Source organism: Microbacterium sp. che218 (assembly GCF_040436305.1).
Lineage (GTDB): Bacteria > Actinomycetota > Actinomycetes > Actinomycetales > Microbacteriaceae > Microbacterium > Microbacterium algihabitans.
This window is the reverse complement of sequence record NZ_AP031501.1, coordinates 412,372-427,807: the sequence shown is the minus strand read 5'-3', so window position 1 is coordinate 427,807 and position 15,436 is coordinate 412,372. Positions and strand designations below refer to the sequence as shown.

General features: G+C 70.8%; 13 protein-coding genes. 2 read left to right on the top strand and 11 right to left on the bottom strand.

Annotation, left to right across the window (positions count from 1 at the left end; genetic code table 11):
• Positions 1-2: 2 nt before the first annotated feature.
• The 6 genes from ABXS86_RS02020 to rplU form a co-directional block, all read right to left on the bottom strand.
• Entirely contained in the window at positions 3-230 is a 228-nt protein-coding gene (locus ABXS86_RS02020; protein ID WP_251506950.1) for a hypothetical protein, read from the bottom strand.
• A gap of 50 nt (positions 231-280) precedes the next feature.
• On the bottom strand, positions 281-1,540 hold the full coding sequence (locus ABXS86_RS02015) for a glutamate-5-semialdehyde dehydrogenase (RefSeq protein WP_307211315.1): 1,260 nt from the start codon (positions 1,538-1,540) through the stop codon (positions 281-283).
• A gap of 4 nt (positions 1,541-1,544) precedes the next feature.
• Complete coding sequence (gene proB, locus ABXS86_RS02010; protein WP_144833743.1) at positions 1,545-2,381, bottom strand: glutamate 5-kinase; 837 nt, start codon at positions 2,379-2,381, stop codon at positions 1,545-1,547.
• The gene (obgE, locus tag ABXS86_RS02005; protein WP_307211321.1) at positions 2,378-3,937 is read right to left on the bottom strand and encodes a GTPase ObgE; all 1,560 of its coding nucleotides are present in this window, start codon (positions 3,935-3,937) and stop codon (positions 2,378-2,380) included. Before obgE ends, proB begins: the two co-directional genes overlap by 4 nt.
• A gap of 99 nt (positions 3,938-4,036) precedes the next feature.
• The gene (gene rpmA, locus ABXS86_RS02000; RefSeq protein WP_055836932.1) at positions 4,037-4,297 is read right to left on the bottom strand and encodes a 50S ribosomal protein L27; all 261 of its coding nucleotides are present in this window, start codon (positions 4,295-4,297) and stop codon (positions 4,037-4,039) included.
• An 18-nt stretch (positions 4,298-4,315) separates the two neighbouring features.
• Complete coding sequence (rplU, locus tag ABXS86_RS01995; protein WP_138172328.1) at positions 4,316-4,624, bottom strand: 50S ribosomal protein L21; 309 nt, start codon at positions 4,622-4,624, stop codon at positions 4,316-4,318.
• A gap of 212 nt (positions 4,625-4,836) precedes the next feature.
• Here rplU and ABXS86_RS01990 point away from each other — a divergent pair, with 212 nt between their 5' ends.
• On the top strand, positions 4,837-5,112 hold the full coding sequence (locus ABXS86_RS01990; protein ID WP_144833747.1) for a DUF4031 domain-containing protein: 276 nt from the start codon (positions 4,837-4,839) through the stop codon (positions 5,110-5,112).
• Between the two features lie 137 nt (positions 5,113-5,249).
• Here the strand turns inward: ABXS86_RS01990 and ABXS86_RS01985 are convergent, their stop codons facing one another.
• Positions 5,250-7,898: an Rne/Rng family ribonuclease gene (locus ABXS86_RS01985; protein ID WP_353665458.1), complete on the bottom strand. Its 2,649-nt coding sequence runs from the start codon at positions 7,896-7,898 to the stop codon at positions 5,250-5,252.
• A 307-nt stretch (positions 7,899-8,205) separates the two neighbouring features.
• Between ABXS86_RS01985 and ABXS86_RS01980 the strand changes: the two genes are divergently transcribed.
• Positions 8,206-8,802, top strand: coding sequence for a vitamin K epoxide reductase family protein (locus tag ABXS86_RS01980; RefSeq protein ID WP_353665457.1), 597 nt, complete (start codon positions 8,206-8,208; stop codon positions 8,800-8,802).
• A 909-nt stretch (positions 8,803-9,711) separates the two neighbouring features.
• Here the strand turns inward: ABXS86_RS01980 and ndk are convergent.
• The 4 genes from ndk to ileS are packed head-to-tail and all read right to left on the bottom strand — an operon-like array spanning position 9,712 to position 15,379.
• Positions 9,712-10,128 carry a nucleoside-diphosphate kinase gene (gene ndk, locus ABXS86_RS01975; protein WP_144785245.1) on the bottom strand — a complete coding sequence of 139 codons (417 nt, stop codon included), beginning with the start codon at positions 10,126-10,128 and terminating at the stop codon, positions 9,712-9,714.
• Positions 10,129-10,131: 3 nt separating this feature from the next.
• Complete coding sequence (locus ABXS86_RS01970; protein WP_353665456.1) at positions 10,132-10,545, bottom strand: DUF4233 domain-containing protein; 414 nt, start codon at positions 10,543-10,545, stop codon at positions 10,132-10,134.
• On the bottom strand, positions 10,542-11,894 hold the full coding sequence (locus tag ABXS86_RS01965; RefSeq protein WP_353665455.1) for a bifunctional folylpolyglutamate synthase/dihydrofolate synthase: 1,353 nt from the start codon (positions 11,892-11,894) through the stop codon (positions 10,542-10,544). Before ABXS86_RS01965 ends, ABXS86_RS01970 begins: the two co-directional genes overlap by 4 nt.
• The gene (gene ileS / locus ABXS86_RS01960; protein ID WP_353665454.1) at positions 11,891-15,379 is read right to left on the bottom strand and encodes an isoleucine--tRNA ligase; all 3,489 of its coding nucleotides are present in this window, start codon (positions 15,377-15,379) and stop codon (positions 11,891-11,893) included. Before ileS ends, ABXS86_RS01965 begins: the two co-directional genes overlap by 4 nt.
• Between the last annotated feature and the right edge of the window lie 57 nt (positions 15,380-15,436).

Below are 15,436 nucleotides of genomic sequence, written 5' to 3'. Positions count from 1 at the left end.
CCTCAGTGGCCGTGCGCCTCGGGGGTGGGCGTGCCGTGCTTCTTCGTGTACGCCTCGGCCTTGTGGGCGTGACGGTTCGACACGTTGCGGTACGACAGGGTGACAAGGCTCAGGCAGACGAAGATCACGAAGGCGAGGGCGCCGTACCAGAAGGTCGTGGCCTGCACGTTGCCGCCCTCGTGGTGTCCGGCCTGTTCGGCGACCTGGGCGAGAAGTGACACGAAAGTCATCAGTGCTCCGTTCGAAGTGTCTGCGCAGAGCGCATTGTCATTTTAGGCGGTCAGGCGCGGACCTGGCCGCCGCCGCGCCCGAGCCACTTGGTGCTCGTCAGTTCGGCGAGCCCCATGGGGCCGCGGGCATGGAGTTTCTGAGTCGAGATGCCGACCTCGGCACCGAAGCCGAACTCCCCGCCGTCGGTGAAACGCGTCGAGGCGTTCACCAGCACGACCGCCGAGTCGACCTCGGCCAGGAAGCGATCAGCGGCACTCTGGTCGTCGGTGATGATCGACTCGGTGTGCTGGGTCGAGTAGCGGCGGATGTGGGCCAGAGCCTCGTCGAGGTCGTCGACGACGCGCACGGCGAGGTCGAGGGTGCCGTACTCGCGCGCCCAGTCGTCGTCGGTGGCGGGCACGACCCGCGAGTCGGTGGCACGAGTGGCCTCGTCGCCGTGCACGGTGACGCCGGCGTCGATCACGGATGCCAGGAGCTCGGGCAGCAGACGGTCGGCCGCGTCGCGGTGCACGAGCACCGTCTCGACGGCGTTGCACACGCTCGGGCGCTGCGTCTTGGCGTTCAGCACGATGTCGCGCGCCCAGTCGGCGCGCGCGGAGGCGTCGACGACGATGTGCACGACACCTGCTCCGGTCTCGATCACCGGCACCGTCGACTCGGTCACGACGGTCTCGATGAGACCCGCGCTCCCGCGGGGCACGAGCACGTCGATGAGCCCACGTGCGTTCATCAGCGCGCGGGCGCCGTCGCGGCCGAAGTCGTCGACGCTCTGGATCGCCTCGGGGTCGACCCCCTGGGCGCTCAGCGCGTCGCGCATGACGCGCACGAGGGTGGCGTTGCTGCTCTGGGCCGCCGAGCCGCCGCGCAGCACGACGGCGTTGCCGGAGCGCAGAGCGAGGGAGGCGATGTCGACCGTGACGTTGGGACGCGCCTCGTAGATCGAGCCGACGACGCCGAACGGCACCGCGACCTTCTGCAGGGCGAGGCCGTTGGGTAGGGTGCGGGTGTCGAGCACGCGTCCGACGGGGTCGGGCAGGTCGGCGACGTCGCGCACCGCCGCGGCGAGGGCGGCCACGCGCCCCGCGTCGAGGCGCAGGCGGTCGAGGAGGGCCTCGCCGATGGCATCCGCCCGCCCTCGCTCGAGGTCTTCGGCGTTCGCAGCGACGATCTCGTCGGTGGCCGCCTCGACGGCGTCGGCGACGGCGCGCAGCAACGCGGTCTTGCGCGCGGAGTCGAGCAGCCCGATCTCGCGCGCGGCGTCTTTGGCCAGACGCAGGCGCTCGTCGACGGAGGCGGCGATCACGGACATGCGCTCAGTGTACCGGCGCGCCCACAGCGCCCACCGGGCCCGTTGCCAGGGTCACCGGGTCGGGGTTCGGAGCGAACCAGGTGCCCACCTGCTCGCCCGCGAGGGCCGAGGCGACGAGGTCGGCGCTGGTCACCAGCACACCGACGCCGGCGGTGGAGGCGAGCTTCGCCGCGGAGGCCTTGGTGGCCGCTCCCCCGGTGCCCACGCCGTTGACGACGCCCGCACCGAACTCGAAGTCCGACAGGTCGTCGCCCCAGGCCACGTCGACGATCGGACGCGCGCCCGCTTCGCTCGGCGGACGCGTGAAGAGCGTCTCGATGTCGCTGAGCAGAACCAGGGCGTCGGCGCCGATCAGCTGGGCGACCAGGGCCGCGAGGCGGTCGTTGTCGCCGAAGCGGATCTCGTGCGTCGCGACGGTGTCGTTCTCGTTGACGATCGGGAGGATGCCGAGGCCCAGCAGGCGCTCCATGGCCCGACGGGCGTTGGAGCGGTGGGTGGCGTTCTCGAGGTCGCCCGCGGTGAGCAGCACCTGTCCCGCGAGGAGCCCGAAGCGGTCGAGCGAGGTCTGATAGCGCCACATGAGCACGTTCTGCCCCACCGCCGCGGCGGCCTGCTGCGTGGCGAGGTCGTTCGGACGACCGCCCAGATCGAGCAGCGGCAGAGCGGTGGCGATGGCACCCGACGACACGAGCACGACCTCGGTCCCCGCCGCATGCGCGCGGGAGAGGGCCTCGACGATCGTGTCGATGCGGTGCGCACCGTCGCCGCTGATCGACGACGAACCGACCTTCACCACGACGCGGGCAGCGCCGGGGATGTCGGCGCGCGTCGACGCGGTCACCGCTGGTCGTCCTCGGTACCGGATGCCGCTTCCTGCAGCTCCGCCGAGTCGCCGTCGGGCGTGATGCCCACGGCACGCGCCGCGCGGCGCTCGGCCTCGAGCTCGGCGCGGGCGTCGGCCTTGGCATCCATGCGCTCGTGGTACTGCTCGCGACGCTCGGACGAGGTGCGACGCGGGTTCTGCACCAGACGCGGGTCGGTGCCGCGGGGAGCGGTCATCAGCTCGGCGGCCGAGGTGAGCGTGGGCTCCCAGTCGAAGACGATGCCGTCGCCGGGGCCGATGACGACGGTCGCACCCGCGACCGCGCCGGCGCGGAACAGTCCGTCTTCGACGCCGAGGCGCGCGAGACGATCGGCGAGGTAGCCGACGGCCTCCTCGTTCTGGAAGTCGGTCTGCTGCACCCACTTGACCGGCTTGTCGCCGAGGATCCGGTAGACGGGACCGTAGGTGCCGCCCTCGACCTTGACCTCGAAGTCCTTCTGGGCGCCACGCGGGCGGATGACGACGCGCTCGGCGGGGGCCTCGGCGATCGTGGCCAGGCGGTGCTGCTCGACGAGCTCACCCAGGGCGAAGGTCAGCTCGCGCAGGCCCGAGCGACTGACGGTCGAGATTTCGAACACGCGGAAGCCGCGGGCCTCGAGATCGGGGCGCACGAAGTCGGCGAGCTCGTGCGCCTCGGGAACGTCGACCTTGTTGAGGGCGATGATCTGCGGGCGCTCGAGCAGGGGCACCTGCCCCTCGGGCACGGGGTACGCGGCGAGCTCGGCGAGGATGATGTCGAGGTCGCTCAGCGGGTCGCGGCCGGGGTCGAGGGTGGCGCAGTCGAGCACGTGCACGAGGGCCGTGCAGCGCTCGACGTGGCGGAGGAACTCGAGCCCGAGGCCCTTGCCCTCGCTCGCGCCCTCGATGAGGCCGGGCACGTCGGCGATGGTGAAGCGCGCGTCGCCGGCCTGCACGACACCGAGGTTGGGGTGCAGCGTGGTGAACGGGTAGTCGGCGATCTTGGGCCGCGCAGCCGACACGGCGGCGATGAGGCTCGACTTGCCGGCCGAGGGGAAGCCGACCAAAGCCACGTCGGCGACGGTCTTGAGTTCGAGGACGACGTCGCCCTCGTAGCCGGGGGTTCCGAGAAGCGCGAAACCGGGCGCCTTGCGCTTGGGCGAGGACAGGGCCGCGTTGCCGAGCCCGCCGAGTCCGCCCGGAGCGGCGACGAAGCGCATGCCGGGGGTGATCATGTCGACGAGCACGTTGCCGTCGACGTCCTTGACCACGGTGCCCAGCGGAACGGGCAGCTCCTGGTCTTCACCGAGGGCGCCCGAGCGGTGGTCGCCCATGCCGAACCCGCCGTTGCCCGCGGAGCGGTGCGGCGAGTGGTGGTACGACAGCAGCGTGGTCGTCTGCGGGTCGGCGACGAGCACGACGTCGCCGCCGCTGCCCCCGTTGCCCCCGTCGGGACCGGCCAGCGGCTTGAACTTCTCACGGCGCACCGAGACGCAGCCATTGCCGCCCTTTCCTGCACGCAGGTGCAGGGTCACGCGGTCGACGAAGGTGACCATGGCGGGTCCTTCCGGGAAGGGTCGGGCGATGCCGACGTGAAAAACGAGAAGAGGGGGCGGGCTGAGCCCACCCCCTCTGGAGCGCCGAAGCGCTGTGGATTACTCCGCTGCAGCGGTGACGATGTTGACGACCTTGCGGCCGCCCTTCGCGCCGAACTGGACCGCACCGGGGGCCAGAGCGAACAGCGTGTCGTCGCCACCACGGCCGACGTTGGCGCCGGGGTGGAAGTGCGTGCCGCGCTGGCGGACGATGATCTCGCCGGCGAGGACGACCTGGCCGCCGAAACGCTTCACGCCGAGGCGCTGTGCGTTGGAATCACGACCGTTACGGGTGGAGCTTGCGCCCTTTTTGTGTGCCATCTCTGCGTCTCCTGGCTCTTACTTGATGCCGGTGATCTTGACGCGCGTGAGGTCCTGACGGTGGCCCTGGCGCTTCTTGTAGCCGGTCTTGTTCTTGAACTTCTGGATCACGATCTTCGGACCGCGCTCCTCGCCGAGCACCTCGGCCGTGACCGAGACCTTCGCGAGCTTGTCGGCGTCGGTCGTGACCGCGTCGCCGTCGACGAACAGGACGGCGGGCAGCTGGATGCTCTCGCCGATCTTCGCCTTCTGGCGGTCGAGCACGACGATGGTGCCGACCTGGACCTTCTCCTGGCGGCCGCCGGCGCGCACAACTGCGTAAACCACTTCACACCTGTTTCGTTCGGGAGCCGCGGGGCTCCGGTTGTCTGATGACGTCGGGAGGGTCTGATGACCCAAGTCTCGGTGCGATCCGGCCGACGAAAGTCAGCGGGGTCTCGCTCGTACAGAGCGGACGCGACGCACCAAGGGTCGAGTTTAGCTCACCGGAGGGCATCCGGCAAAAGCATCCGCCCGCGTGTCGACCGTAGGATCGCGGGATGGCGATCCTCATCGACGACCCGCAGTGGCCCGCACACGGTCGGCTGTGGGCGCACCTGGTCAGCGACAGCGATCTCGCCGAGCTGCACGCCTTCGCCTCCGCCGCCGGCATTCCCCGCCGCGCCTTCGACCTCGACCACTACGACGTGCCCGACGAGCGGCACGCCGACCTCGTCGCCGCGGGCGCCGAGCACGTGGGCGGCAAGGAGCTCGTGCGACGTCTGCGCGCCTCGGGGCTGCGGATCACGGCACGAGAGCGGCGCCCCGGCGCCTGACGGCCGGCTGTCGGTGTTCTGACGGCCCGCCCGGCCCCTCGGCATCCGCCCCCCTCGCGTGCGCGTGAGGGGCCGCTCGCCCTCGCCTAAGCGTTGCTCGGCGACGGAAAGCGACCCCTCACGAGGGAGAAGAGGGCTCAGGCCTCGGTGGTCGGCTGCGCGTTGACCGGCGTACCGGTCAGCGCTGCCGTGGTCACGCGACGACGCGAGCGTCCCTGACCGGGGGCCTTGGGCTCGGGCAACGCCTCGAGCACGGACTCCAGCAGGGCGTCCTTCTCGGTGCGGGGCGCCTTGGGCTCGCGCTTCTTGCGCGGACGCTTCTCGCGCGCCGGGGCCGGGGCCTCGGCGGCGGAGTCGCTCTTCGCCTCGAGCACCGCCTCGACGGATGCCACGACCGCCGCCTCGACCACGGCGGGGTCGTCGAGGGTGGGCTTGACCGTAGATGCCGCGATCTGCGCCAGCGCCGACTTCACGCCCTCGGTGATGGTGTGCGTGCCGCCGGCCGGGGCCGCCGCTGCGCCGGTGTTCTGCGCCGGAGCGTTGCCCCCGCCGTTTCCGTTGTTGCCGTTCGAGGGACCGTTGCCGCCGCGGCCGCGACGGTTCGACGAACCGCCGTTGGCGTTGCCGCCGCCGTTGGAGGACGAGCCGGCGGGACGGTGCTTGACCACGGGATCGTGGTGCACGACCACGCCGCGACCGGCGCATACTTCGCACGCCTCGCTGAAGGTCTCGAGCAGGCCGAGGCCGAGCTTCTTACGGGTCATCTGCACGAGTCCGAGCGAGGTGACCTCGGCGACCTGGTGCTTCGTGCGGTCACGGCTCAGGCACTCGATGAGGCGGCGCAGCACGAGGTCGCGGTTGGACTCGAGCACCATGTCGATGAAGTCGACGACGATGATGCCGCCGATGTCGCGCAGGCGCAGCTGGCGCACGATCTCTTCGGCCGCTTCGAGGTTGTTCTTGGTGACGGTCTCTTCGAGGTTTCCGCCCGAGCCGACGAACTTGCCGGTGTTGACGTCGACGACCGTCATGGCCTCGGTGCGGTCGATCACGAGCGAGCCGCCCGAGGGCAGCCAGACCTTGCGGTCGAGGGCCTTCTCGATCTGCTCGGTCACGCGGAACGCGTCGAACGGGTCCTGCTCGCCTTCGTACTTCTCGACCCGCTCGAGCAGGTCGGGGGCGACACCCTGGAGGTACGACGAGATCGTTTGCAGCGCCTCGTCGCCCTGGATGAGCATGCGCGTGAAGTCCTCGTTGAAGACGTCGCGGACGATCTTGACCAGGAGGTCGGGCTCGGAGTGCAGCAGGGCCGGAGCCTGGATGGTCTTGATCTGGCTCGAGACGTGCTCCCACTGCGCGGTGAGGCGCTGCACGTCGAGGGTCAGCTGCTCTTCGGTGGCGCCCTCGGCGGCGGTGCGCACGATCACGCCCGACGACTCGGGGAGCACCTCCTTGAGGATCTTCTTCAGGCGCGCGCGCTCGGTGTCGGGGAGCTTGCGCGAGATGCCGTTCATCGTGCCGTTGGGCACGTAGACCAGGTAACGGCCGGGCAGCGAGATCTGGCTCGTCAGGCGGGCACCCTTGTGACCCACGGGGTCCTTGGTGACCTGCACGAGCACGCGGTCGCCCGACTTGAGGGCGAGCTCGATGCGACGCGGCTGGTTGTTGGTCTCGACGCCGTCCCAGTCGACCTCGCCGGAGTACAACACGGCGTTGCGGCCGCGACCGATGTCGACGAACGCGGCCTCCATGCTCGGCAGCACGTTCTGCACGCGGCCGAGGTACACGTTGCCGATGAGCGAGGCGTCCTGGTTGCGCGCGACATAGTGCTCGACGAGCACGTTGTCTTCGAGCACCGCGATCTGGATGCGACCGGCCTTGGAGCGCACGACCATGACGCGGTCGACGGCCTCGCGGCGGGCGAGGAACTCGGCCTCGGTGACGACGGGGCGGCGACGACCGGCCTCGCGACCGTCACGGCGACGCTGCTTCTTGGCCTCGAGACGCGTGGAGCCCTTGATGCGCTGCGGCTCGGTGATGACCTCGACCGCGCGCTGGCGCACGGGCGCCGCGGGGGTCTCAGGGGCCTCGTCGGAGCCGGAGATCGGAGCACCGCGGCGGCGGTTGCGGCGACGCGCGTTGGCGGAGCCGCGCTCGGCGGGGGCGTCGTCGTCGCGGTCGTCGCGGTCCCACGAGTCGTCGCGCACGGGGAGCGGCGGCAGCTCGGGGGCGTAGAAGTGCAGGGCCGTCGAGACGGCGGAGACGAAGTTTTCGGGCAGCAGACCGAGCGACACAGCCGTCGGGCGTCCGGGCTTCTCGGGCTCGGGGGCTGCCTCGGGCTCGGGGGCTGCCTCGGGCTCGGGGGCTGCCTCGGGCTCGGGGGCGGATGCCGGCGCCTCGGCCGTCCCGTCGGCCTCGGGTGCGGCGGGCTCGGCGGGGGCAGCCGGAGTCGCCTCCTCGGCCGCTGCTTCGGCGGGGGGCTCGACCGGAGCCTCGGCGGCGGACGCCTCGGCGGGCGCCTCCTCAGCCGGAGCCTCTGCGGGCGACTCGTCGAAGGGAGCTTCGGCGGGCGCGTCGGGCGCACTCGCGTCGCCCTCGGACGCCGGGGCGGCATCGTCGAGCACCGCGGGGGCCTCGGTGTCGGTCGACGCCGCGTCTTCGGCATCCTGGACCGCGGCCTCTTCTTCGTCGACCGCAGGGGTCGCGAGGTCGGGGGCGGTCACATCGGACGCGGACGTGGGGGGCGTGTCGTCGGTGGGGTTCTGATCGTCGGTCACATCAGCCATGCGGAGGTACTCCCTGGCGGGCGACACCGCGCGTCGCCCGACGAAATCTCATGCGGCGCCGCACCCGGCGGGGCCGCGAACTCACTCGGTCTGCAGCCGGCCTGCGGCTCGTGCTGCGAAGGGCGGTCATCGCCCGAAGTCTTCTGGGTGATGTTCCTGCGGCGCGGCCGCGGTCACATCAGCCTTCATTATCGCACGAACCGCCGCGTTCGCCCACGAGAAGCGTTCCGCCGGTCTCGCGGGCGCGTCGCGACGGCCAGGCGCGTTCAAAGCGACTGCATAGCGGGGCGGTGCGAGAATCGCCCCCATGAACGAAACCGTCACCCCTCGTCGTCCGGTCGTCGTCGCGATCTGGCTGATCTTCGCGGGCGTCGTCGGGTGGTGGGCGGCCTTCTCGCTCACGATGGAACGCTTCGCCCAACTGCAGAACCCCGGCACCGCGGCATCCTGCGACTTCAGCGTGCTCGTGCAGTGCTCGGCCAACCTGCAGTCGGCCCAAGGCAGCGTGTTCGGCTTCCCCAACCCGATCATCGGTCTCGGAGCGTGGATCGCTCCGATCGTGGTCGGCATGGCGCTGCTGGCCGGCGCGCGCTTCGCGCGGTGGTTCTGGGTGCTGTTCTGGCTGGGCTTCGTCTTCGCGATCAGCTTCGTCGTCTGGCTGATCTCGCAGAGCCTGTTCGTGCTGGCGACGCTGTGCCCGTGGTGCATGGTCACGTGGTCGGTGGTCATCCCGTCGTTCTTCGTGGTCACCCTGCACGTGCTGCGTGAGGGTGTGATCCCGCGAGAGCGCGTGCGCGAGGTCGCCGACCGCCTCATGGCGTGGGTGCCGCTCATGACGATCGTGGCGTTCGCCGTCGTCGCGGTGATCGCGCAGCTGCGGCTGAACGTGCTCGCCCAGCTCTGACCCGGCCGGGTTGGAGGGCAGAGGTCCCTGGGCGTGTCGAAGGGACCGGAACCCGCGTGATGCCGCGCAGCACAGGTCCCTGAGCCTGTCGAAGGGACCGGGACCCACGGAACCCCCGGTGGCTTCGACAGGCTCAGCCACCTCCGCCGGAAGCCCGACGCAGGGCCCGGGGGCTTCGACAAGCTCAGCCACCTCGCGCAGCACAGGTCCCTGAGCCTGTCGAAGGGACCGAGACCCACGGAACCCCCGGTGGCTTCGACAGGCTCAGCCACCTCCGCCGCGAGTCCGACGCAGGGCCCGGGGGCTTCGACAGGCTCAGCCACCTCGCGCAGCACAGGTCCCTGAGCCTGTCGAAGGGACCGAGACCCACGGAACCCCCGGTGGCTTCGACAGGCTTAGCCACCTCTGCCGCAAGTCCGACGCAGGGCCCGGGGGCTTCGACAAGCTCAGCCACCTCGCGCAGCACAGGTCCCTGAGCCTGTCGAAGGGACCGAGACCCACGGAACCCCCGGTGGCTTCGACAGGCTCAGCCACCTCGCGCAGCACAGGTCCCTGAGCCTGTCGATGGGACCGGGACCCACGGAACCCCCGGTGGCTTCGACAGGCTCAGCCACCGCTGACGGAAGCCCGACGCAGGGCCCGGGGGCTTCGACAGGCTCAGCCACCTCGCGCAGCACAGGTCCCTGCGCCTGTCGAAGGGACCGAGACCCACGGAACCCCCGGGGGCTTCGACAGGCTCAGCCACCTCTGCCGCGAGCCCGACGCAGGGCCCGGGGGCTTCGACAAGCTCAGCCACCTCCGCCGGGAGCCCAACGCAGGGCCCGGGGGCTTCGACAGGCTCAGCCACCTCTCCCCCAACGACGAAGGCCGCCACCCCACGCGGGGCGGCGGCCTTCGCGGCATCCGGGATCAGGAGAACCAGATCGCGAGCTCGCGCTCGGCGGACTCGACGCTGTCGGATCCGTGGACGAGGTTCTGCTGTACCTTGAGGCCCCAGTCGCGGCCGAAGTCGCCGCGGATCGTGCCGGGGGCGGCGGTGGTGGGGTCGGTCGTGCCCGCGAGCGAGCGGAAACCCTCGATGACGCGGTTGCCGGCGAGGCGGATGGCGACGGAGGGTCCCGACATCATGAACTCGAGCAGCGGCTCGTAGAACGGCTTGCCCTCGTGCTCGGCGTAGTGCTGGGCGAGGGTCTCGCGGTCGGGCTCGACGAGGCGGATGTCGACGAGCGCGTAGCCCTTCGCCTCGATGCGGGCCAGGATCGCACCGGTCAGGCCGCGGGCGACGCCGTCGGGCTTGACCAGGACGAGGGTCTCTTCGGTAGCCATGGGTCATTCTCCGTTCGAGAGGTCGGGGTCAGCGGCGAGCCGGGCGTTGCGTCGGTCGAGCGCCGCTCCCTTGATCGTCGCATACGCCCACATGCCGCCGAAAATGACGGCGACCACGGCGAGGGCCGGAACCAGGAAACCGGCGAGCAGCAGCACGATCTGCAGGCCCCACCCGGCGAAGAGCGCCCAGCGGTGACGCACCAGGCCCGACACGGCGATCATCGCGATCGCCATGACGACACCGCCGACGATCCCCCACCACGGTTCGATGCCCGCGGGGAGCACCTTGAGGCCGTAGACGACGAGACCGCCGAGGAAGACGATGATCGACTCGAAGCCGAGCACGACGGAGCCGAGCGACTCCTGCGCGCCGCGCTGACGCCGGGGGCGAGGGGCGCGGGGCTCGCGCGGGCTCACGCCTGCCACCCCGACTTCCAGTCCTCGAGCTCCGACAGACGCAGGGCCTCCCCGGCGAGCACGACGGATCCGGCGATGACGACGGCCCGGCGGTCGGACTCCGCGGCCCATGCCCGGGCCGCGTCGGCGGCGTCTTCGAGGGTCGGGTGCACGGTGACCGGAAGGTCGGCGGCCTCGGCCACGTCGGCGATCACGTCGGGGTCGGTCGCGCGGTCGCTGTCGGGCGCCGTGGCGAACACGCGCGCGACGGCGGGAACGAGGGCCGACATGATGCCGACCGCGTCCTTCCCGTCGAGGATGCCGACCACGGCGCCCCACTCGTCGATGTCGAAGGCCTCGTCGAGGGCGGCGACCAGCGCGCGGGCGCCGTGCGGGTTGTGCGCGGCGTCGACCAGCACGGTCGGTGCGGTGCCGACGAGCTGCAGGCGGCCGGGCGAGGTGGCGTTGCCGATGCCGTCGGCCACCACGTCGGCGGCGAGGGGCTGGGTGCCTCCCCCGATGAGCGACTCGACCGCGGCGACGGCCAGGGCCGCGTTGGCGCCCTGGTGCGCGCCGTACATCGGCAGGTAGACCTCGCGGTACGCCCCCGCGACGCCGCGGATGTCGAGCTGCTGCCCGCCAACCGCGAGCGTCTGGCCCTCGAGGGTGAAGCCGTCTCCGGCCACCGCGACCGTCGCGCCCTCCTTCTCGGCGCGAGCGCGGATCGCGCGCAGGGCCTCGTCGGGCTGCGCGGCCGAGACGACAGCGGCGCCCGGCTTGATGATGCCGGCCTTCACCGTGGCGATCTCGGCGATCGTCGAGCCCAGACGGTCGACGTGGTCGATGTCGATCGGGGTGAAGACCGCCACGTCGCCGTCGGCGGTGTTCGTCGAGTCCCACTCCCCGCCCATGCCGACCTCGAGCACGAGCACGTCGATCGGCGCGTCGGCCGCGACGACGAACGCGAGCACCGTGAGCAGCTCGAAGAACGTCAGCGGCGCGTCTCCGGCGGCTTCGAGCTCGCCGTCGACCATGCCGACGAACGGCTGGATCTCCTCCCACGCGTCGGCGATCGCGGCGTCGGCCACGGGCTCTCCGTCGATGAGGATCCGCTCGGTGAAGCGCTCGAGGTGAGGGCTGGTGAACAGGCCCGTGCGAAGTCCCATCGCACGCAGCAGGCTCTCGATCATGCGGCTGGTCGAGGTCTTGCCGTTCGTGCCCGTCACGTGGATGACGCGATACGTGCGCTGCGGGTCGGCCAGCAGTTCGAGCACGCGGCGCGTGCGCTCGACGCGCGGCTGCACCCACTGCTCGCCCTGGCGTTCGAGCAGCGCCGAGTAGACGGCATCCGCCCTGGTGCGGTCGCTCATGCGGGGGCTCCGATCCGTGCAACGGCCACCGTGACGGCGCCGACGTTCGCGTAGGTCTTGGCGGTGACGACGGTCTCGTACTCGGCGGGCAGCAGTTCGCCGCGCTCGATCAGGCGACCCTCGGGACCGGCGAGCACGACGGATTCGGCGAGCGTCTCGGATGCCACGCCCGCGACGTCGAACGCCTGGGCGACGGCCTGCGCGTCGGCGTCTTCGACGAAGGTGAGCGAGAGGAAGATCCGGTCGCTGACGTCGAAGCCGGCGGCCTTGCGGGTGTCCTGGATGCCGCGGATCATGTCGCGCGCCAGGCCCTCGGCCTCGAGCTCGGAGGTCGTGACGGTGTCGAGCAGCACGAAGCCGCCGCGCGCGAGCACGGCCAGCGCCTCGCCCTCGGGGCGACCCGCAGTCTCGACGACCAGGTCGTACTCGGTGGGCTCGAGGGCGATGCCGCCCGCGACGACCTGTCCGTCGACCTCGCTCCAGTCGCCCTCGCGGGCGGCCTTGATCGCCTGCTGCACCTGCTTGCCGAGGCGGGGGCCGGCCGCACGCGCGTTGACCGACAGGCGGTGCGTGATGCCGTACTCGGAGGCGGTTCCGTCCTGCAGGGCGACCTGCTCGACGCTCTTCACGTTGAGCTCCTCGCGGAGGATGTCTTCGAACTGGGCCAGGCCCGCGGCATCCGGAGTCACCACCGTCAGACGCGGCAGCGGCAGGCGCACGCGCTTGCCCTCGCGCTTGCGCAGCGCGTTGGCGACGCTCGAGACCTCGCGCACCGTGTCCATCGCGGTGCGGATGTCTTCGGCGGCGGGGAACGCCGCGGCGTCGGGCCAGTCGGTCAGGTGGACGCTGCGCCCACCCGTGAGGCCCTGCCACACGCGCTCGGTGACCAGCGGCAGCAGCGGGGCCGCGACGCGGGTCAGCGTCTCGAGCACGGTGTAGAGCGTGTCGAAGGCCTCGCGGCTGCGCGGGTCGTCGGTCACGCCCACCCAGAAGCGGTCGCGCGAACGACGGATGTACCAGTTGGTCAGCACCTCGGCGAAGTCGCGCAGGCGCTCGGCGGCCGTCGTGGAGTCGAGCCCTTCGAGGTCTGCGGCGACGTTCGTCACGAGGTCGCCGGTGAGCGCCAGGATGTAGCGGTCGAGCACATCGGTGGAGTCGGTGCGCCACTCGGCGTCGTACCCGGCGGTCGCTGCCGCTGAGGTCCCTGAGCTTGTCGAAGGGACCGCTACCCCCGCGGCCCCGGGGCCGGAGGCTTCGACCGGCTCAGCCACCGGCGCCGCCGAAGCATTCGCGTACGTCGCGAAGAAGTACCACGCGTTCCACAGCGGTAGCAGGAACTCGCGCACGCCCGAGCGGATGCCCTCCTCGGTCACGACGAGGTTGCCGCCGCGCAGCACCGAGCTCGACATGAGGAACCACCGCATGGCATCCGACCCGTCGCGATCGAACACCTCGCGCACGTCGGGGTAGTTGCGCAACGACTTCGACATCTTCTGACCGTCGTTGCCGAGCACGATGCCATGGCATGAGACGCCGGTGAACGCCGGACGATCGAACAGCGCGGTCGAGAGCACGTGCATGACGTAGAACCAGCCGCGCGTCTGCCCGATGTACTCGACGATGAAGTCGGCGGGGGCGTGCTCGTCGAACCACTCGTGGTTCTCGAACGGGTAGTGCACCTGCGCGAACGGCATCGAGCCCGAGTCGAACCACACGTCGAGCACGTCTTCGATGCGGCGCATCGTCGACTGTCCCGTCGGGTCGTCGGGGTTCGGACGCGTGAGGTCGTCGATGTAGGGGCGGTGCAGGTCGACCTCGCCGTCGGCGTTCACCGGCAGGCGGCCGAAGTCGGCCTCCATGTCGGCGAGCGAGCCGTAGACGTCGACGCGCGGGTAGTTCGGGTCGTCGCTCTTCCACACCGGGATCGGCGAGCCCCAGTAGCGGTTGCGGCTGATCGACCAGTCGCGCGCGCCCTCGAGCCACTTGCCGAACTGGCCCTCCTTGACGTTCTCGGGCACCCAGGTGATCTGCTGGTTGTTGGCCAGCAGGTCGTCCTTGATGTCGGTCACGCGCACGAACCAGCTCGACACGGCCTTGTAGATGAGGGGGTTCCGGCAACGCCAGCAGTGCGGGTACGAGTGCTCGTACGACGCCTCGCGCAGCAGCCGGCCATCCTGCTTCAGCAGGCGGATCAGGGGGCGGTTGGCCTCCATCCACAGCTCGCCGGCGACGTCGGTGACCGCGGAGAGGAAGCGGCCGCTGTCGTCGAGCGAGATGATCGTCGGCAGGCCCGCGGCATCCGCCAACCGCTTGTCGTCCTCGCCGTAGGCGGGAGCCTGGTGCACGATGCCGGTGCCGTCGCTGACGGTGACGTAGTCGTCGACGAGGATCTTCCAGGCGTCCTGCGTGCCCCACACCGACGCGTCGGCGTAGTAGTCGAAGAGGCGGTCGTACGACACGCCCTCGAGCTCGGAGCCCAGGATCGTGGACTGGACGGCCTCGCGGGCGGCATCCGCGCTCTCGTATCCGAGGTCTTTGGCGTAGCCGGGCAGCAGGTCTTCGGCCAGCAGGTAGCGGTGGGCGACGGCCTCGAAGGCCTCGTCGGGCGTGCCGTCGGGAGCGCGGTGCACGTCGGCGGCACCGTTCGGTCCGCCCTCGATGACGGCATAGCGGATGCCGGGACCCACGGCCAGCGCGAGGTTCGTCGGCAGCGTCCACGGCGTCGTCGTCCACGCCAGCGCGCGGACGCCGGTGAGACCCAGGGCCTCGGCCTTGGCCCCGACCAGCGGGAAGGTGACGGTGACCGAGGGGTCCTGACGCATCTTGTAGACGTCGTCGTCCATGCGCAGCTCGTGCGTGGACAGGGGCGTCTCGTCGCGCCAGCAGTAGGGCAGCACGCGGTAGCCCTCGTAGGCGAGACCCTTGTCGTGGAGTGTCTTGAACGCCCACAGCACGCTCTCCATGTAGGTCGTGTCGAGCGTCTTGTAGCCGCGCTCGAAGTCGACCCAGCGGGCCTGACGCGTGACGTAGTCCTGCCAGTCGCGCGTGTACTCGAGCACCGACTCGCGGGCCTTGGCGTTGAAGGTCGCCACGCCCATCGCCTCGATCTCGTCCTTCTCGGTGATCCCGAGCTGCTTCATCGCCTCGAGCTCGGCGGGAAGACCGTGCGTGTCCCACCCGAAGACGCGGTCGACCTTCTTGCCGCGCATCGTCTGGAAGCGCGGGAAGACGTCCTTCGCGTAGCCGGTGAGCAGGTGGCCGTAGTGCGGAAGGCCGTTGGCGAAGGGCGGGCCGTCGTAGAAGACCCACTCCTCGGCGCCCTCGCGGTTGGCGATCGAGGCGCGGAAGGTGTCGTCTTCCGCCCAGAAGTCGAGCGTGTCGTTCTCGATCGACGGGAAGCGGGGGCTCGGAACGACGGATGCCGTGGCGGCGACGCTCTGCGCGTCAGCGGCCGGGCCGAAGGATGAGGGGCGTGGGTAGGTCATGTCTCTCCGCAGGTTGGGATCCACCTGCGGGGACGATCCGTGCGGACCGCGGTACCA